This is a genomic window from Kitasatospora sp. MAP5-34, from assembly GCF_029894335.1.
Lineage (GTDB): Bacteria > Actinomycetota > Actinomycetes > Streptomycetales > Streptomycetaceae > Kitasatospora.
On sequence record NZ_JARXZC010000018.1, the window covers coordinates 82,348 to 98,850 of the forward strand.

The 16,503-nt window shown below is 71.1% G+C and carries 20 protein-coding genes; 7 read left to right on the forward strand and 13 right to left on the reverse strand.

Annotation, left to right across the window (positions count from 1 at the left end):
• Positions 1 to 65 precede the first annotated feature (65 nt).
• Complete coding sequence (locus P3T29_RS16995) at positions 66 to 836, forward strand: DUF4239 domain-containing protein (protein WP_280717318.1); 771 nt, start codon at positions 66 to 68, stop codon at positions 834 to 836.
• Between the two features lie 42 nt (positions 837 to 878).
• On the opposite strand, the gene P3T29_RS17000 is transcribed toward P3T29_RS16995, so the two are convergent.
• From P3T29_RS17000 to P3T29_RS17010, 3 genes are read right to left on the reverse strand one after another with little or no spacing between them, the layout of a single operon-like run.
• Positions 879 to 1,538 carry an NUDIX domain-containing protein gene (locus P3T29_RS17000; RefSeq protein WP_280717319.1) on the reverse strand — a complete coding sequence of 220 codons (660 nt, stop codon included), beginning with the start codon at positions 1,536 to 1,538 and terminating at the stop codon, positions 879 to 881.
• Entirely contained in the window at positions 1,535 to 1,927 is a 393-nt protein-coding gene (locus tag P3T29_RS17005) for a DUF4406 domain-containing protein (protein WP_280717320.1), read from the reverse strand. The genes P3T29_RS17000 and P3T29_RS17005 overlap by 4 nt, the downstream gene beginning before the upstream one ends.
• A 35-nt stretch (positions 1,928 to 1,962) precedes the next feature.
• Positions 1,963 to 2,748 (reverse strand): DeoR/GlpR family DNA-binding transcription regulator, encoded by a 786-nt coding sequence (locus tag P3T29_RS17010; protein ID WP_280717321.1) that lies wholly within the window; start codon positions 2,746 to 2,748, stop codon positions 1,963 to 1,965.
• A gap of 176 nt (positions 2,749 to 2,924) precedes the next feature.
• On the opposite strand from P3T29_RS17010, the gene P3T29_RS17015 reads away from it, so the two are divergent.
• Positions 2,925 to 3,269, forward strand: a complete 345-nt coding sequence (locus tag P3T29_RS17015; RefSeq protein ID WP_280717322.1) for a hypothetical protein — start codon at positions 2,925 to 2,927, stop codon at positions 3,267 to 3,269.
• A 176-nt stretch (positions 3,270 to 3,445) separates the two neighbouring features.
• Positions 3,446 to 3,901, forward strand: coding sequence for a group II truncated hemoglobin (locus P3T29_RS17020; protein WP_280717323.1), 456 nt, complete (start codon positions 3,446 to 3,448; stop codon positions 3,899 to 3,901).
• A gap of 67 nt (positions 3,902 to 3,968) precedes the next feature.
• On the opposite strand, the gene P3T29_RS17025 is transcribed toward P3T29_RS17020, so the two are convergent.
• Entirely contained in the window at positions 3,969 to 4,298 is a 330-nt protein-coding gene (locus P3T29_RS17025) for a hypothetical protein (RefSeq protein WP_280717324.1), read from the reverse strand.
• A 177-nt stretch (positions 4,299 to 4,475) separates the two neighbouring features.
• On the reverse strand, positions 4,476 to 4,733 hold the full coding sequence (locus P3T29_RS17030) for a hypothetical protein (RefSeq protein ID WP_280717325.1): 258 nt from the start codon (positions 4,731 to 4,733) through the stop codon (positions 4,476 to 4,478).
• A 34-nt stretch (positions 4,734 to 4,767) separates the two neighbouring features.
• Between P3T29_RS17030 and P3T29_RS17035 the strand changes: the two genes are divergently transcribed.
• Positions 4,768 to 5,001: a hypothetical protein gene (locus P3T29_RS17035; protein WP_280717326.1), complete on the forward strand. Its 234-nt coding sequence runs from the start codon at positions 4,768 to 4,770 to the stop codon at positions 4,999 to 5,001.
• A 30-nt stretch (positions 5,002 to 5,031) separates the two neighbouring features.
• Here the strand turns inward: P3T29_RS17035 and P3T29_RS17040 are convergent, their stop codons facing one another.
• Positions 5,032 to 6,096, reverse strand: a complete 1,065-nt coding sequence (locus tag P3T29_RS17040; RefSeq protein WP_280717327.1) for an S-adenosylmethionine:tRNA ribosyltransferase-isomerase — start codon at positions 6,094 to 6,096, stop codon at positions 5,032 to 5,034.
• Position 6,097: 1 nt separating this feature from the next.
• The gene (locus P3T29_RS17045) at positions 6,098 to 6,844 is read right to left on the reverse strand and encodes an SDR family oxidoreductase (RefSeq protein WP_280717328.1); all 747 of its coding nucleotides are present in this window, start codon (positions 6,842 to 6,844) and stop codon (positions 6,098 to 6,100) included.
• A gap of 245 nt (positions 6,845 to 7,089) precedes the next feature.
• Between P3T29_RS17045 and P3T29_RS17050 the strand changes: the two genes are divergently transcribed.
• The 3 genes from P3T29_RS17050 to P3T29_RS17060 all read left to right on the forward strand — a co-directional run bounded on the left by P3T29_RS17050 (position 7,090) and on the right by P3T29_RS17060 (position 9,480).
• Positions 7,090 to 7,590: a DUF5995 family protein gene (locus P3T29_RS17050; protein ID WP_280717329.1), complete on the forward strand. Its 501-nt coding sequence runs from the start codon at positions 7,090 to 7,092 to the stop codon at positions 7,588 to 7,590.
• Positions 7,587 to 8,024 (forward strand): hypothetical protein, encoded by a 438-nt coding sequence (locus P3T29_RS17055; protein ID WP_280717330.1) that lies wholly within the window; start codon positions 7,587 to 7,589, stop codon positions 8,022 to 8,024. Before P3T29_RS17050 ends, P3T29_RS17055 begins: the two co-directional genes overlap by 4 nt.
• Before the next feature lie 739 nt (positions 8,025 to 8,763).
• Positions 8,764 to 9,480, forward strand: a complete 717-nt coding sequence (locus tag P3T29_RS17060; protein ID WP_280717331.1) for a DUF5995 family protein — start codon at positions 8,764 to 8,766, stop codon at positions 9,478 to 9,480.
• Between the two features lie 10 nt (positions 9,481 to 9,490).
• Here P3T29_RS17060 and P3T29_RS17065 read toward each other — a convergent pair whose 3' ends face one another.
• From P3T29_RS17065 to P3T29_RS17090, 6 genes are all read right to left on the reverse strand, one after another.
• The gene (locus tag P3T29_RS17065) at positions 9,491 to 10,933 is read right to left on the reverse strand and encodes a GuaB1 family IMP dehydrogenase-related protein (protein WP_280717332.1); all 1,443 of its coding nucleotides are present in this window, start codon (positions 10,931 to 10,933) and stop codon (positions 9,491 to 9,493) included.
• 222 nt (positions 10,934 to 11,155) lie between these two features.
• A complete protein-coding gene (locus tag P3T29_RS17070) occupies positions 11,156 to 12,019 on the reverse strand; it encodes an ABC transporter ATP-binding protein (RefSeq protein ID WP_280717333.1) in 864 nt (287 codons plus the stop codon).
• Positions 12,016 to 13,047, reverse strand: coding sequence for an ABC transporter ATP-binding protein (locus P3T29_RS17075; RefSeq protein ID WP_280717334.1), 1,032 nt, complete (start codon positions 13,045 to 13,047; stop codon positions 12,016 to 12,018). Before P3T29_RS17075 ends, P3T29_RS17070 begins: the two co-directional genes overlap by 4 nt.
• The gene (locus P3T29_RS17080) at positions 13,047 to 13,886 is read right to left on the reverse strand and encodes an ABC transporter permease (RefSeq protein ID WP_280717335.1); all 840 of its coding nucleotides are present in this window, start codon (positions 13,884 to 13,886) and stop codon (positions 13,047 to 13,049) included. The genes P3T29_RS17075 and P3T29_RS17080 overlap by 1 nt, the downstream gene beginning before the upstream one ends.
• A complete protein-coding gene (locus tag P3T29_RS17085) occupies positions 13,883 to 14,821 on the reverse strand; it encodes an ABC transporter permease (protein ID WP_280717336.1) in 939 nt (312 codons plus the stop codon). The genes P3T29_RS17080 and P3T29_RS17085 overlap by 4 nt, the downstream gene beginning before the upstream one ends.
• A 20-nt stretch (positions 14,822 to 14,841) precedes the next feature.
• On the reverse strand, positions 14,842 to 16,479 hold the full coding sequence (locus P3T29_RS17090; protein ID WP_280717337.1) for an ABC transporter substrate-binding protein: 1,638 nt from the start codon (positions 16,477 to 16,479) through the stop codon (positions 14,842 to 14,844).
• Positions 16,480 to 16,503 lie beyond the last annotated feature (24 nt).

The following is a 16,503-nucleotide window of genomic DNA, read 5'->3' on the forward strand; positions in this document are numbered from 1 at the left end:
CCGCCGTCCCGATTCCCGCTGACGGCGCAGCAGTACCAACAACCGTATTTTTACAAGGAGTTGTCATGTCGCAGTGGCTGGTTCTGGCGATCGCCATGTCGGTGGCCTGCGTCGTCGTCGTGGCGGTGGTGCTGCTGAGAAGCCGACGGGCCGGGGAGGACGAGGACACCTCGGAGAGCCCGGACGTCATGGAGTACATGACGATGATGATCGGCGTGGTCTATGCCATCGTGCTCGGCCTCGCCATCGCGGGCGTCTGGGAGGGGCGCAACGGCGCTCAGGCCGACGTACAGCAGGAGGCCCAGGCGCTGCACGAGGTGAGCGCTCGGGCGCAGGTGTACCCGGCCGACTTCCGCAACCTCGTCCGGTCCGACGTCGACGCCTACGCGTCGTTCGTCGTCAACACCGAGGCCCAATACATGCAGGACCACGGCGCGATCTCGCCGCGCGGCACGGAACTGCTGGACAAGCTCCGCACCGACGTGGCGAGCCGCGCGCCGCAGAGCGATCTGGAGTCCCAGACGTACCAGCCGATCGTGGACCAGATCGCGGCGGTGGAGTCGGCCCGCAACTCCCGGGGGCAGGCCGCCGGACCGACGATGCCACCGGTGGTCTGGTTCGGGCTGATCGTGGGCGCGGTGATCACGGTGGGCCTGATCTTCACCCTGCAGATCCGGCGCACCCCACGTGAGTTGCTGCTCGCCGGGGTGTTCAGCGCGCTGATCGGCTTCCTGCTCTTCCTGATCTGGGACTTCGACAACCCGTTCAGCCGGGGCATCTCGATGACCGCCCAGCCCTTCCTCGACCTCTTCCCCGGCATCGGCGGATCCAGCTGACCGCAGGGTCGGCCGGCCGCTGGGATCACCTGCCCGCTGGGATCACCCGGCCGCGAACGGGCCGTCCAGGGCGGCCCACTGCAGCAGCATGACGGTCTTGGCGTCGGCGATCTCGCCGCTGCGGACCATCTCCAGGGCTTGCTGGAAGGGTAGTTCGACGACTTCGATGTCCTCGCCCTCCTCGGCGAGGCCGCCGCCCGCGCCGGTACGGTCGGCCGGGCTGTAGGGGGCGGCGTAGAAGTGCAGCCGCTGGGTGACCGAGCCGGGGCTCATGTAGACGTCGAAGACGTGCTCGACCTCGCCGATGGTGTGGCCGGTCTCCTCGACCGCCTCCCGGCGGATCGCGGTCTCGGGGTCCTGGTCGTCCAGCAGGCCGGCGGCCGTCTCCAGCAGCATGCCGTCCGGGTGGCCGTTGACGTAGGCGGGGTAACGGAACTGACGAGTCAGCAGGACAGCCCGGCGGCTGCGGTCGTAGAGCAGGACGGTCGCGCCGTTGCCCCGGTCGTAGGTCTCGCGCTGCTCGGTGCTCCAGTGGCCGTCGGCGTGCCGGTAGTCGAAGCTCGTGGTGCGCAGCACGTACCAGTGGCAGGAGAGCAGCCGGACGTCGCGGACCCGGACGCCCGGGTTGCCCGTGAGATCCCGGCCTTGCCGGTCCAGGCCGGTGCGCCCGCGTCGGTCGGGGGTGTCGATGCCCTCGGTCATCGGCCCGCGCCTCGGACGGACGGGACATCGCCGAGGTCCGTGTAGACGGCCTTGCCCTGGATACCGGCCTGACTGACCATCAGATCGGCTCCGGCGGAGGCTCCGCCGATCCGCAGGACAGCGTCGCAGCGGGTGAGCAACAGCTCGGCGACGGGGTGGAAGACCTCGTCGAAGGCCGGGTCGCCGACCGTCGTGGAGCCGGCCAGTTCGGCCAGCGGCAGGGCCAACGCCTCTCCGGTGACCGGCAGATGGCCGGCCCGGAAGAGAACGAGCGCGGCCTCGTTCATGGCCCTGACGTTGGCGGCCAGCCGGTCGGGGTCGTCCCCGGTACCGGACCGGTACGGCCCGGCGACCAGGATCATCAGCGAGCGGGAATCGGTGTGCTGCATCAGGCTGTTGCCTCTTCCTCAGGATTCGGTAGCGGTCAGACCAGCAACGTCGAGACGCCCGCCTCGCGCAGGGCGGTCAGGGTCTCGGGGCCGCTGGGGTGGGTGGCGATGTCGGCGGCGGCGGTGTCGGTGACGAAGGTGGAGACGGCACCCAGGTCGGCGACCCGGCTGAAGGCCCGGACGCCGAGCTTGGTGGCGTCGGCGACGGCGATCACGCGCTCGGCACGGGCCAGGGCAGCCTGCTTCACCGACGCGTCGTCCAGCGAGAACTCCGACCAGCCGTGTTCGCCGTGCACACCCCCGATGGACATCACGAAACAGTCGAAGGCCAGGGTCTCCAGCGTGCTCAGCGCGAGCGGGCCGACCAGTGAACGCTCCCCCGGCCTGGACTCCCCGCCCAGCACCAGCAGCCGGATGCCCGGCCGGTCGGCGAGCCGGACGGCCGCCTGCAGGCTGAGCACCGCCACGGTCAACGGCGCCCGGGCGACCAGTTGTTCGGCCACGTGCACGGTGGTGGTCCCGGCGTCCAGCAGTACGGTCTGCCCGGGCTCCACCAGCCCGGCGACCGCCGCGCCGAGCCGCTCCTTGGTCGCCGACTGCCAAACCTCCCGCGCGTCGAAGCCCGACCCCGCCTCGACGGTACGGACGGGGACGGCACCCCCACGCACCCGGCGGACCAGGCCCTGCCGTTCGAGCTCGTCCAGATCCCGGCGCGCCGTCATCTCCGAGACGCCGAGCCGCCGCGCGAGCTCGGTCACCGTCGCTCCACCGCCACCCAGCACCAGGCGCAGAGTCACATCGAGCCGGTTTGCGATTCCCATGCCATCTTTCTATCACGCAAATGTTCGAAGTGACAGCTTCATGTTAGGAAGCCATCCCGGGCGGATCTCCCCCGATCTCCCCGCCACACCGCCCCGGGTCGTCGGCAATCGGCGCGCGGACCGCGAGAATCACGGAACGCACGGCCACCGGCCGGCCCTGGCGAACGGAGCGGACCGTGGAGAACCAGCCCCTCGGCGAAGTGATCGCCGAACGCGTCCTGGAGGTCCACCACCCGGACGGCTCCACCCATCGCGTGGTGATCCGCATCGGCCGCCCATACCCCGCCCGCGAAAAGGGCCTCGACTGGTCCTGCCCCGGCCAGGTCGACGGCCTCGGCGACGACTCCGTCGTCACCGTCCACGGCGTCGACGCCCTGCAGGCCCTGCTGCTCTGCCTCTACCGCGTCCGCAGCGCCGTGCGGCACCTCAGCGCCGAGCGCGGCCTGCGGGTCACCTGGCTGGAGGGCGACGACCTCGGTCTGCGCATCGACCCCGACACACCGGCCGAAGAACTCCTCTGACAGCTCTCACCCGGCCCGGCCCTGACGGCACGGACCGCCGGCAGGTGTCGCCCCGAAGGAGTGACCAGCCGAGACACTCCGTCAATCACGGCTCTCAGCAGCGAGTTCGGCTGTGCCCGACCAGTAGAGTCGACGGCCCCGGGAAGCGTTGACGTCATCGTCGTCGGAGGCACCGCATGTCCGAACACACCGAGAACCTGTACGAAGCCGTCGGTGGTATCGACGGCCTGCGCAGGCTCAGCCTGACCTTCTACGACCAGGTCCTGGCGGACCCGCTGCTCGCACCGGTCTTCGCGGACTTCACTCCGACTCACGTCGAACACGTCGCCGTCTGGCTCGCCGAGGTCTTCGGCGGCCCGGCCGGGTTCAGTACGGAACTCGGCGGCCACCAGGCCCTCCTGCGCGCCCATCTCGGCCTGTCGATCACCGAGCAGCAGCGCACCCGCTGGCTGGAACTGATGGCCGCCGCCGTCGCCGCCGAACTCCCGGCGGACGAACTGCTGCGCCGCCAGGTCCTCGCCTACTTCGACTGGGGCACCCGGATCGCCCGCGACATCTCGTCCTCACCGGTCGGCGCGGATCTCGGCGACCCCGGACCGACACCACGATGGGGCTGGGACGGCCTGATGTGAGCGAGACCGGACGGGTCGAGGCGTTCAGCGACGGGGTGGCGGAATCCCGCACTGATCGGACCGAGCCTCAGCCATTCACCTTGTGGTACCAGAGCCCGACGGTCGCGCCGTCGGTGAACACCGCGCAGACGTGCCGGTCGTACTTGGCGGGGTCGAGCGGGTGGTTGTTCGTGTAGTCGTTGCAGGCTGCGAACGTCCAGAACCAAGTCTGGTACTCGTAACACGGGTTGACGTTCCCGTTGTCGGCGCAGTCCGGCGTCGGCGACTGCCGGGTGCTCGCCACCGACCCGGGCACCGCCCGACCCGTCCCGGCAGCCGTCGCGGTGCCGATACCCAGAGCGCAGACCGTACCGGCGGCGGCCAGCACGGCAACGGCCTTGCGGAGGCGGAGCTTCATGGTTCTTCTCCTCGCTTTGGTCACTGTCGGCGCTGCTCGCCACGAGGCCCGAGCGCCATCGGATGCCAAGAGTATACGAACCATCACACACCGTGCACGGCCTTTTTCCCGATCCCCCGCCGACGCACCACAGGCCGGCCCTGCCGCAGCCAGGGCAGGGCCGGAATCAGCCCGAGGTCAGAGCAGCGCCTGAGTCCCCGAGCACGTCAGGGTTCCGGTGGCCGTGGCAGTACTGCCGGTCGGCTGCGTGACCGCGAGGCCCGCAAGCTTGACCGTGTCCACGGTACGGCTCGCCACCGCACCGGCTGCCGACTGGCCGGTCCACATGACAGGGGTGGCACCGTTGACCGTCAGGACCAGCGAGTACGTCGAACCGTCGAACCCGAGGACTGCGCTGACACCGGTCTCGCCCCCGTCCCCGGACGCCGCAGTCATGGTCAGCGTGCCGGTCCCGTGAAGCGGTGATCGCGTGAACGAGACTCCGGAGATCGGCGTGGTCGTGGTCGACACCCGGACCGACCGAACGGCCGTCGTCACCGACGTGGCCGACCGGGCTCCGACCCTCCGGCCGCCGTGGCTCGGGATGCGCGAAGAGTGGGAGGCGATCCCGCAGCAGGTACGCCCGGCGGACCCGGCCGAGACTCTGCGGGCGCACGTGGCCGAGGCGGACGCGATGATCCGGCGAGAGATGTACAGGCCGTAACTGGGTGGCCGCTGCCGTGCCCGACCACTGTCAGTGGGAAAGTATCAGGTTCACGTCCCCGAACTCGTGCCAGAGGTAGCGGGCGGCGATCGCCTCGCGGTAGCAGCGGTCCAGGAGGGCGCGGCCTGCGACGGCTTGGAGCATCAGCAGGTGGGAGGCCTGGGGCTCGTGCCAGCCGGTGAGGAGGCCGTCGACCGCGCGGACGCCCCGTTCCGGGGTGATCACCAGGTCGGTCCAGCCGTCGGCGGCGTGGAGGTGGCCGTCCGGGCCGACTGCGGACTCCAGGGCGCGGACGGCGGTGGTGCCGACGGCGATCACGCGGCCGCCCTGCTCGCGGACGTGTTCGGCCAGCCGGGCGGTGGATTCCGGCACCTGGAAGCGTTCCGGGTACGGGGGCTCGTGGGCCTCCGGCGAGGCGACGCCGGTGTGCAGCGTGATCGGGGCGAGCAGGACGCCCCTGGCGGCCAGCCGGGCCACCAGCTCGGCGGTGAACGGGCGGGCCGCGCTGGGCATTTCACTGCTGCCCGGCACGCTCGCGAAGACGGTCTGGTACGCCTCGATCGGCCAGTCGCGGTCCACGTAGCCGTACCGGATCGCCTTGCCGTACCGCGCCAGATAGGCCGTCAACTCCCCCGGCAGGCTGAGCCGGGCGTGCCAGAGCCGGGCGGTGTACGGCGCTGTCAGCTCGGCCGACGCGCCCCCCGGCAGGACAACTCGCAGCCCGGGACGGGCGGGTGAGTGCTCGGGCGGGTAGTACTCGGAGGTGCCGGCCGCCGGGCGGCGCAGCTCGACCAGGTGGGCGCCGCGCGGGTCGGGCTGCGCGGAGGAGAGGTGCAGGGCGACGGGGGTGCCGTCCGGGAACCGGCCCGGGAGGGCGGCGGGCAGGGTGGCGGAGTTGTTGACCACCAGCAGGTCCCCGGGATTCAACACCGTTGGCAGGTCGGTGAATTCGCAGTGTTCGGTGGCGAGGCCCGCCCCGCGCCCCACCAGCATGCGGACGCGGTCACGCCCCGCGCCCCGGGCCTCCGCCGGGGCGCGGGCGGAGAGTTCGGACGGTACGACGAAGTCGAAGTCGGGTTCCAGCACGGTGGCCACGTCACTCACCGGCCGTCAGGTCGGCGGCCCGGTAGCGGCCGGAGTCGGGACGATCCCGGAGCAGGGCACGGAAGGCCGGTACGACCGTGCGGGGCAGCGGACGGTCGGAGATGTCCTCACCCGGGAAGGCGTCCTGGTGCATCCGGGTCCGCATGTCGCCCGGGTCCACCGCCCAGACCCGCAGCGCCGGTTCCTCGGCGGCGAGGACGGCGGAGGCGTGGTCCAGGGCAGCCTTGCTGGCGCCGTACCCGCCCCACCCCGGGTACGCCTCGACGGCGGCGTCGGAGCTGAGGTTGATGATCGCGCCGTCCCGCGCGGCCCTCAGCTGCGGCAGCAGGAGCTGGGTGAGCGCGACCGGGCCGAGGATGTTCACCTCGAAGGTCTCCAACAGGCCGGGCAGCGGGAAGTCGGCGAGCGTCGGCAGCGGTGCGCCCGCGAGGTCGTAGCCGGTCAGGGTGGAGGCGTTGTTGATCAGCAGTGCGGCGCCGCCCAGCTCAGCGGCCGCCTGCGCGAGCCGCTCGCGGTGCTCGTCCTCGACCACCGAGCCGGGCAGCGCGACGGTCCGGGTGTGCTCCTTGAGTTCGGTCTCGGCGGCGGCCAGTTCGTCCGGGTTCCGGGCGGTCAGGACGAGCCGCCACCCGTCCTCGGCCAGTGCCCGGGCGAGTTCGAGGCCGAGCCCCCGGGACGCTCCGGTGATGACGGCGACGGGGGAAGGTGCGGTGCGCTTGTCGGCAGGTGTGTTGTCCATGACTCGACTCTCGCCCCGCCACCGGTCCCGGCGGATCGGTCGGCGGTCCTCCCACCCGTTGGTCCTTCGGCCTAGGACGGCTGCGGTCGGCATGCCGTCCGCCACCTGCCGTACATCGCCCGAAAGGGGGCTTCTCGGAACGGCGGCGCCTTGTCATGGTGGATCGATGACGCCGGTGGACCGATGAGGACGGTGGATCGACACTCCGCTGGACCTGTGACGGACGGCCGACGGAACGAGGCGAGATGACGCAGTCGACGGACAATCCACTGACGATCGATCATGTCGTCGACCGGCTGACGGGATTACAGGCGTCCCTGCCCGCGAGCGACGGCGTCGCCGTCTTCAACCAGGTGTACCTGACCGTCACCGAGCTGATCCGGGACCAGCTCGCGACCACGTACTTCGGCGATCCGGCGGGAGTGGCCCGGCTCGACGCCGTCTTCGAAGCCGACGACATGGACGTGATCAAGAGCGCGCCACGGGCTCCCCGGATGAACGCCCACTGCGAACGGGCGGCTGGCAGTATCGGGCGCGAGGCGCTCGACCACGTCCTGATCATGAACGAGGCTCATGCTCGGCTGGTCTTTCCGAGCGCCACAGGCGATCGCGTGGCGAGATCCACTTCAACTGGCCGCAGTCTGTTCAGATTGACGATGCCTCAGATCCAGAGAGCATGTGCAATATCACATTGCAACTGCTCTGGACGATCCAGTGGCTCTTACGAACCAGGAGAACCCTCATGACGCGCACAATCCTTGCAGTGGCCGGCGTAGTGGGCGCCATGGGCATCGCTCTCGTCGGCGCGGTTCCGGCCGGTGCCGCGACGGTGCCCACCACCACCAGCACGACCTGTGGCAACTACGGCCTCCAGGCGGGCCTGGCGACCAAGCTGTGCGCCACGGTGACCGACGGCACCGTCCAGCTCACGGGCCAGCTCGGCCTGGCCGGCCCCTCCCCGCTGCAGGAGGACGTCGTGGTCACCCTGAGCGGCAACGTCGTCGGCGGGGGCACCCTCGGGACCGTTCAGCAGTCGCTTCACTTCCAGAGCCAGACGCTGCAGGTCGGCGGCGTGGGCGGGACCGTGCCGTGCGGCTCGACCGTCCACGGCTCGTTCTCGGTCGCCTCCTTCGGGCGGTTCAACACCCCGGTCACCATCGATGTGCCGGTGAACTGCTGAACGTAGCAAGTGAGCACGGTCAGCGCCGAATGCGTAGCTGACCGGTCAGGCCGCCCGGGCGAGCCCCGCCCGGGCGGCCTGGGGATCAGGACCCGGCCCGGACAAGGCCGACGCCCGCTTCGGCCACGGCCGCCGGTGTCCCGCCCAGGGCTTTCGGCGGGACACCGGGGCGGCTCCGCGGCAGTCGTCGCCACCGCGCCTGGAGAACGCAGCGCGGCACAGCTCACCGGGGGCGGCGAAGACCGGTCCGCCCTGCCGGGCGAGGAGAAAGGGTTCTGCGCCTGCCGAAATCTCATCGGACGAGGCCAGGCGGCGTGTCGGTACTCGTGGATCACTAGCAACACCACCCACCCCGGGTAAGGGGACCGATCCGTTAACAGGCTTGTGGAACACGGGACTTCGGCGGGCCACCGACCGTGCCGCGGGTGGTGGTGGTGAACTCCGTCAGGGCCTCCGTCCGATCAGGCGGACGGGGGTCGTGCGGTGAGCCTGCCGATCGGAGAGGCTGGTAAGCAGCGCTGACCCATGGCGGGGTGTTCGGCCGACCGTGGATGTGTCGGGCGTCGGCTGCGTCCAGGGAAGTGGTGTACGGGTTGCACCCTCACCCGGGGATTCAGGTCTGTCCGAACCAGGCGGCATGGGCGCCCACCGCCACGTCGTGGCGCGGCGACTTCCGGCGGGGCCGGGTGACTGCCAGGGTAGGTACTCCCTGTCCCGACCGAGAGGATGAGATGACCGGATGACCATCAGCCAGGTACTGACCGTCGACCAGGTGATCGAACGGATGCGGGAGATCGAGGCGGGGCTGCCCACGGCTGACGGGGTCGCGGTCTTCAACCGGATGTACCTGACCGTCACCGAGCTGATTTCTGATCAGCTCAAGCAGACGTACTTCGACGACCCGGTCGCCATGGCCGAGCTGGACGCGCTGTTCGCCGCCCGCTACCTGGACGCCGTGGCGGGCGACGCGGCGGGGCAGCGGCTGCCCGCCTGCTGGCGCCCGCTCTTCGAGCTGCGCCACCATCCCGGCATCCACCCCCTGCAATTTGCCCTAGCCGGCATGAACGCGCACATCGAGTACGACCTGCCGGTCTCCGTGCTGGACACCTGCCGCGCGACCGGGCAGGAGCCGAAGGACGTCGAGGCCGACTACCAGCGGATCAACGACCTGCTGGCCCGGGTGGAGGCCCGGGTACGGGAGGAACTGCTGCCCGAACCGGAGGCGCTGCGGGTCGCCGACCCGCTGCTGCACGTGGTCGGCGTCTGGAGCGTGGACCGGGCTCGCGAGGCGGCTTGGGCGAGCATCGTCGGGTTCTGGGAGCTGCGGCAGGTGCCGATGGCGTACCGGGCCGTACTGGGAGCGCTGGACGGCTCGGTCGGCATGGTCAGCCGCGCGCTGCTCACCCCGCTGGACAGCGAGGGCCGGCTCCCCGCCGCAGCAGGAAGCCGACCGTAACACGCTGGTACTACACGCCCCAGCTGGAGTGCAGCGGCTTGCCCTCGGCGTAGCCGGCCGCGCTCTGGACGCCCACGATCGCCTTCTCGTGGAACTCCTCCAGGCTGTTGGCGCCGGCGTAGGTGCAGGAGCTGCGCACGCCCGCGACGATCGAGTCGATCAGGTCCTCGACACCCGGGCGGGCCGGGTCGAGGAACATCCGCGAGGTGGAGATGCCCTCCTCGAAGAGCGCCTTGCGGGCGCGGTCGTAGCCGGACTCCTCGGAGGTCCGGTTGCGCACGGCACGCGCGGACGCCATGCCGAAGCTCTCCTTGTACTGACGGCCGTCGGCGGCGGTCTGCAGGTCGCCGGGCGACTCGTACGTCCCGGCGAACCAGGAGCCGATCATCACGTTGGAGGCACCGGCGGCGAGCGCCATCGCGACGTCGCGCGGGTGGCGGACGCCGCCGTCGGCCCAGACGTGCTTGCCGAGCTTGCGGGCCTCGGCGGCGCACTCCAGGACGGCGGAGAACTGCGGGCGGCCGACGCCGGTCATCATCCGGGTGGTGCACATCGCGCCGGGGCCGACACCGACCTTGAGGATGTCCGCGCCGGCCTCGACCAGGTCGCGGACACCGACGGCGGAGACCACGTTGCCCGCCACGATCGGGATCTGCGGGTCGAGGCCGCGCACCGCGCGCAGCGCGCTGATCATCGACTCCTGGTGGCCGTGCGCGGTGTCGACGACGAGTACGTCGGCGCCGGCCTCGATCAGGGCCTTCGCCTTGCCGGCCACATCGCCGTTGATGCCGACGGTGGCGGCGATCCGCAGCTTGCCGTCGGCGTCCACGGCGGGGGTGTAGAGGGTGGCGCGCAGCGCGTTCTTCCGGGTCAGGATGCCGACCAGCTGCCCGTCGGCGTCCACCACGGGGGCGAGCTTGCGGTGGCCCTCGTTGAGCTTCTCGAAGGCCGCGCGCGGGTCGATCCCGTCCTCCAGCAGCAGCAGGTCGCGGGACATCACCTCGGAGAGGCTGGTGAACCGGTCCACACCGTGGCAGTCGGAGTCGGTGACCACGCCGACCGGCTTGCCGCCCTCGACCACCACGAGCGCGTTGTGGGCACGCTTGGGGAGCAGCGAGAGGGCGTCCGCGACGGTGTCGCCGGGGCTGAGGGTCAGCGCGGTGTCGTGCACCAGGTGGCGCTGCTTGACCCAGCCGATGACGTCGGTGATGACCTCGGTCGGGATGTCCTGCGGGATGGAGACCAGGCCGCCACGGCGGGCGACGGTCTCGGCCATCCGGCGGCCGGCGATGGCGGTCATGTTGGCGACGACCAGCGGGATGGTGGTCCCGGTGCCGTCGTTCGAGGAGAGGTCGACACCCTGCCGGGAGCCCACGGCGGAACGGCTCGGGACCATGAAGACGTCGTCGTACGTGAGGTCGTACGCGGGCTTGAGGTCGTTCAGGAAGCGCATGAATGGGGCTCTCTGGCTGGGAGAAAGGTACACCTCGGGTGCGGTTACGGCTCTGCCGCCGGGCGCACTCGGGCGTCCCGCACCCAACCGTCAATACTTGTCGATCCCGGGCCCGAAAGCCAGTTCCCACGCGAACGTTGAAGCTCCGCACAACGCCGACCGACAAGATCACTCCGGCTGCTGTAGGAACCTACAACAGCCGGAGCGCGACACCGGGCGCCCCTACCGGCCACCGCCCGCGTCGACCGGGAGCAGCAGGGGTGCCTGCAACGCCGCGAGTTCGCGGCGTTGCAGGCCGATGGCCTCGGGGTTCCAGCCCGGGTGCGGTACGGAGGCCAGCAGCAGGCGGGTGTACGGGTGCCGGGGGGTGGCGAGGAGGTCGGCCACGGGTCGGTGTTCCACCGTCCGGCCCCGGTACATCACCAGCGCCTCGTCGCAGACGTAGCGGACGACCGCCAGGTCGTGGCTGACGAAGACCAACCCGATGCCGGTGTCACGCCGGATGTCGGAGAGCAGGTTGAGGACCTGCGCCTGGACCGAGACGTCCAGCGCCGACACCGCCTCGTCGAGCACCAGCACTGCCGGCTCGACCGCCAACGCCCTTGCGATGGCCGCGCGTTGGCGCTGCCCACCGGACAGCTCGCGGGGCAGGGCGGCGGCCTCGCGGTCGCCCAGGCCGACCTGGGCGAGGAGCTCCCTGGTACGCGCGGGTGAAGCGGAGCCGTGCAGGCGCAGCACCCCGTCCAGGGTCGCGCCGATGGTGCGGCGGGCGTCGAGGGAGAGGTACGGGTCCTGGAAGACGATCTGGACGGCCTTGGCGCGGGCCAGCCGGGCTACCCGGCCACGAGCTCTGGCCACGAGCGGGGTGCCCTGGACCAGGATCTGTCCCTGGTCGGGGCGTTCCAGACCGACCAGCATTCGCGCGGTGGTGGTCTTGCCGGAGCCGGACTCGCCGACGATGCCCAGCGCGCCGCCGGGGCGGAGGGAGAAGGAGAGGTCGTCGACGGCGACGACGGGTGCTCCGTCGCCCGGGTAGGTCTTGCGCAGGCCGTCGACCTGGAGCAGGAGATCGGGGTCGGCGGTCAACGGTTCTCCTCGATGAGTTCGTCGGCCCGGTGGCAGGCGACGAGCGTCGGCGCTGCGGGGGCCGGCACCGGCAGCGTGGGCACCGGCGGGGTCAGCACCGGCGAGGTCAGCACCGGCGGGGTGAGGTCGCACCGGCCGGGCTGGGCGAAGCGGCAGCGGGCGAAGAAGGCGCAACCGGATGCGGCCTCCGCCAGGCTCAGCGGGGCGCCGGGGATGGGCGTGAGGCGGCCGGGCGTGCCCTCCAGCGGCGGGGAGGAGCCCAACAGCCCTGCGGTGTAGGGGTGTCGGGGGATGGCGAGGAGGTCGGCGGCGGTGCCGGTCTCGACGATCCGTCCGGCATACATCACGTAGATCCGGTCGCAGGTGGCGGCGGCGAGGTCGAGGTCGTGGGTGATCAGGAGCAGGCCGAGGCCCCGGTCGCGCTGCAACTGCCCCAGGACGGCCATGATTTCGGCCTGGGTGGTCACGTCGAGGGCGGTGGTGGGTTCGTCGCAGAGCAGCAACTGCGGGTCGGCGGTGAGCGCTCCGGCGATCATCACGCGTTGGAGCATGCCGCCGGACAGCTGGTGCGGGTACTGGCGCAGGTGGCGGGCCGGGTCGGGCAGGCCGACGGCGGTGAGCAGTTCGAGGGCGCGGGCCTCGGCCTCGGCCCTGGTCCGGCCGCCTACCAGGCGCAGTGACTCGGTGAGGAAGTCGCCGACGCGGCGGACCGGGTTGATGCCGGCCCGGGGGTCCTGGAAGATCATGGAGGCCACGCCGGTCCGCACCGCGCGCAGCCGGGCGGCGTCCGCGCCGACCAAGTCGGTTCCGTCGACGCGTACTTGGCCACCCGTCCGGGCCCCGGACGGGAGCAGGCCGAGCGCGGCGCGGGCCGTCACCGACTTGCCCGAGCCGGACTCGCCCACCAGGGCGACGGCCTCCCCGGCGGCGACGCTCAGGGTGACGCCGTCCAGGATCGGACGTGCTGTCCCGGGCAACTCGACCCGCAGGCCGTCGTATTCGAGCAGCGGCATTTCGAGCGGCGGCATCAGGATTCCCTCCCCGCGAGCCGGTCGCCGAGGTGTTCCCCGACGACGTTGAAGGCGACCACGACCAGCACGACCGCGACGGCCGGGACGATCGCGGACATCGGCTGCCCCTGCAGCACGGCCGCCTGCCCCTGATTGATCATCGCGCCCCAGTCGGGGGTCGGCGGCTGGACGCCGAGCCCGAGGAAGGACAGCGCCGCGAGGTCGAGCAGCGCGTAACCGAAGTTCACCGTCGACTGGGCCAGTACGGTGGGCGTGATGTTCGGCAGCAGCCGCCGCAGCGCGACGAACACCTCACTGTGGCCCTGGACTTGGTACGCCGCGATGTACGGCCGCACCTTCTCCTGCGCGGTGAGGCTGCGCACCAGGCGGGCGGTGTACGGCATGTAGGCGACGGCCATGGCGAGAACCGGCGCCCCGAGCCCCTTGCCGAACAGGGCGACGGCGAGGATCGCCAGCAGCAGCGCCGGGAAGGCGAACAGGATGTCCAGCACCCTGCCCACCACGGTGTCGACCCAGCCGCCGCGCCAGGCGGTGAACAGGCCGACGGCGACGCCGGTGACGGTGGAGGCCAGCACGACGGCGAGCGGGCCGACCAGGCTGGTGCGGGTGCCCTCGATCAGCGCGGAGAAGGTGTCGTGCCCGCCGCCGTCCGTGCCGAGCCAGTGGCCGGCGCCGATCCCGGCGAAGCTGTCGCCCAGTTCGCCGAAGGTCGGGTCCTGCGGGGCGAGCCAGGGCGCGAGCACCGAGACCAGCACGAAGAGGGCCAGCACCACGGTGGACATCCGTACCAGCGGGCCGCCGCCGAGCCTTCGCAGGCGGGTGGTCCAAGCGCTCATCGGGCTCCTCCAGCCGCGCGCACGCGCGGGTCGATCAGCGGATACACCAGATCCACCAAGGTGTTGACGACAACGAAGGCGGCGACCACCAGCAGCACGATCGCCTGGACGACCTGGAAGTCCAGCTCGTCCACGCTCTGCACCAGCAGCGATCCGATCCCGGACATCCCGAACGCGGTCTCCACGATCGCGGTGCTGACCAGCATTCCGGAGACCAGCAGCCCGCAGACGGTGACGATCGGGCCGAGCGCGTTGCGCAGCACGTGCCGCCGGATCACCGTCCGCCGGGGCAGCCCCCGGCTGAGCGCCACCTCGACGTGCTCGCGCCGGAGTTCGTCGAGCATCGCCGAGCGGGTCACCCGCGTCACCAGCGCCATGAAGGTCACCGAGAGCGCGATCGCGGGCAGCACCACGTGGTGCAGCCGGTCCAGTACGCCGGTGCCGTTGCCGATGGTCGGGAACCAGCCCAGCCGTACGCCGAGGACCGAGCGCAGCACGATCGCCGCGACGAACGAGGGTACGGCGGCGCCGACCGTCACCAGCAGCAGCACCGCCGACCCCGTCCGGGTGCCGCGCCGCAGGGCACCGACGATGCCGACGCCGATGCCCACCACGGCGATCAACAGCGTCGACACCCCGACCAGCAGCAGGGTGGCGGGCAGCCGGGACCAGAGGACCTCGCCGACGCTCTGGTGGAACAGGTACGAGCGGCCGAAGTCGCCGTGCAGCACGCCGTCCAGCCAGTGCCAGTACCGCACCGGGAAGGGGTCGTCGAAGCCGTACTGGTGCCGGATCGCGGCCAGTTCCTGCGGGCTCGCGCTGCGTCCCCGGACCAGGAAGCTCGCCGGGTCGCCGGGCGCCAGGTAGAGCGAGGAGAACACCAGGAACGAGGTGGCCAGCAGCGTCAACGCCATGCCCAGCAGCCTGCGGGCCACCGCCCACAGCCGACCGGGCGTCACCCCTTGGCCCCGATCTCGGCGGCCCACGGGTAGTACAGGTAGGCGATGGACGGCTGGACACCGGTGATCCGCTTGCCGAGGAAGACGCTGACCGGCTCGGTGTAGAGCGGCAGCCAGGGCAGTTCCGTCATGGCGATCTGCTGGGCGGCGCCGGTGGCGGCGGCGTGCGCGGCCGGGTCGTAGGCGCCGACGGCCTGGTCGACGGCCGCGTCGAACTTCGGGTCGGACCAGTTGCCGTAGTTGGTGAACGCGCCGGTCTGCAGCCCGCCGTACATGTCCAGCGGGTCGGTGATCGAGGTGTACCAGAAGGTCAGGAAGAGGTCGATGCCCTGGCGGGCGGCCGGGTCGGTGAAGAGCGAGGTGTACTTGTCGGCGGAGATGGTGTCGATCTCCGGCTTCAGCCCGATCGCCGTGGCGGCCTGGGCGACGGCCTGGGTGATGATGGTGGTCTGGGAGTCCAGCGGGCTGGTCGCGATCACCACCTTCTGCCCGCTCACCCCGGCCTGGGCCGCGAGGGCCTTGGCCTTCACCGGGTCGTACGGATAGGCGGGCAGCGCCTTGAGCAGGTCGGCGGCCCCCGGCGCGCCGTTCCAGTTGTTGGCCGTCACCATGTTGTCGGCGACCTCGCCGACCCCGCCCGCGCCGGCCTTGACGATGCCCTTGCGGTCGATGGCCATCAGCAGCGCCTGCCGCACCTTGGCGTCGCCCAGCGGGCCCTTGAGGTTGTTGACCACCTCGTCGGCGACGGTGGTGTTCTGGCCGAAGTAGAGCGTCCCGGCGGGGGTGGAGCGCAGCTGGCCGTACGCGTCGGGCGGGACCATCCAGCCGCCGTCCACCTCGCCGGTGCGGAAGGCGTTGACGCGGGTCGTCGGGTCGGACAGGAAGACGAACTTCACCTGGGCGGACTTGGCCTTGAGCTGGGGGTTCCAGTAGTCGTCGAAGCGCTTGAGCACCAGCGACTGGCCCGAGGTCCAGGAGGAGAAGGCGAACGGGCCGGTGCAGTTCACGCCCGTCGCCGGGTTGCCGTAGTTCTTGCCGTCCTTGGCCAGGGTGGCGGCCGACTCGACGGTGCCCGGGCTGGCGGCCAGGTACTTGTTGAAGGTGGAGTCCGGCGTCTTGAGCGTGACGGTGACCTGCAACGGCCCGGTCTTGTCGACCGACTGCACGTTGCGGTACGGGAAGGCCCAGTCACCGGCGACGGCCGGGTCGAGGTTGCGGCGCAGAGAGGCGACCACGTCGTCGGCGGTGAGCAGCGTGCCGTCGTGGAAGTGCACGCCGGAACGGATCTGGTAGACCCAGGTGGTCGGGGTCGGGTTGCTGAACGAGGTGGCCAGGTTCGGCGAGGTGGTCAGGTCCGGGTTCCAACGCAGCAGGCTCTCGCAGACGTTGGCGAGGATCTGGTTCGGCGGGAAGTCGAAGGAGTAGGCGTAGTCGATCGAGGTCGGCTCCGCGAACAGGGACCAGGTGAACGAGTCGATCGCGCCGGCGGAGGCGGGGGTCGTGTTCGTCAGCTGGTACGCGGTGCCGCCGGTGGGGTGGGCGGTGCCGGCGCACCCGCTGGTGGCGAGGGCGGTCGCCGCGACGACGGCGGCCAGCAGGCGGCGGGGGGCGGGTCTGGAAGGGTCTGCCGACATGGGGGTCCTCCGGTGGGGCATACG

Coding starts and splice junctions, on each gene's coding strand:
- P3T29_RS17050 (WP_280717329.1), top strand. CDS start 7,090: ATGACGCAGTCGACGGACAATCCACTGACGATCGATCATGTCGTCGAC.
- P3T29_RS17000 (WP_280717319.1), bottom strand. CDS start 1,538: ATGACCGAGGGCATCGACACCCCCGACCGACGCGGGCGCACCGGCCTG.
- P3T29_RS17060 (WP_280717331.1), top strand. CDS start 8,764: ATGACCATCAGCCAGGTACTGACCGTCGACCAGGTGATCGAACGGATG.
- P3T29_RS16995 (WP_280717318.1), top strand. CDS start 66: ATGTCGCAGTGGCTGGTTCTGGCGATCGCCATGTCGGTGGCCTGCGTC.
- P3T29_RS17055 (WP_280717330.1), top strand. CDS start 7,587: ATGACGCGCACAATCCTTGCAGTGGCCGGCGTAGTGGGCGCCATGGGC.
- P3T29_RS17005 (WP_280717320.1), bottom strand. CDS start 1,927: ATGCAGCACACCGATTCCCGCTCGCTGATGATCCTGGTCGCCGGGCCG.
- P3T29_RS17090 (WP_280717337.1), bottom strand. CDS start 16,479: ATGTCGGCAGACCCTTCCAGACCCGCCCCCCGCCGCCTGCTGGCCGCC.
- P3T29_RS17065 (WP_280717332.1), bottom strand. CDS start 10,933: ATGCGCTTCCTGAACGACCTCAAGCCCGCGTACGACCTCACGTACGAC.
- P3T29_RS17080 (WP_280717335.1), bottom strand. CDS start 13,886: ATGAGCGCTTGGACCACCCGCCTGCGAAGGCTCGGCGGCGGCCCGCTG.
- P3T29_RS17030 (WP_280717325.1), bottom strand. CDS start 4,733: ATGACTGCGGCGTCCGGGGACGGGGGCGAGACCGGTGTCAGCGCAGTC.
- P3T29_RS17010 (WP_280717321.1), bottom strand. CDS start 2,748: ATGGGAATCGCAAACCGGCTCGATGTGACTCTGCGCCTGGTGCTGGGT.
- P3T29_RS17020 (WP_280717323.1), top strand. CDS start 3,446: ATGTCCGAACACACCGAGAACCTGTACGAAGCCGTCGGTGGTATCGAC.
- P3T29_RS17025 (WP_280717324.1), bottom strand. CDS start 4,298: ATGAAGCTCCGCCTCCGCAAGGCCGTTGCCGTGCTGGCCGCCGCCGGT.
- P3T29_RS17045 (WP_280717328.1), bottom strand. CDS start 6,844: ATGGACAACACACCTGCCGACAAGCGCACCGCACCTTCCCCCGTCGCC.
- P3T29_RS17075 (WP_280717334.1), bottom strand. CDS start 13,047: ATGCCGCCGCTCGAAATGCCGCTGCTCGAATACGACGGCCTGCGGGTC.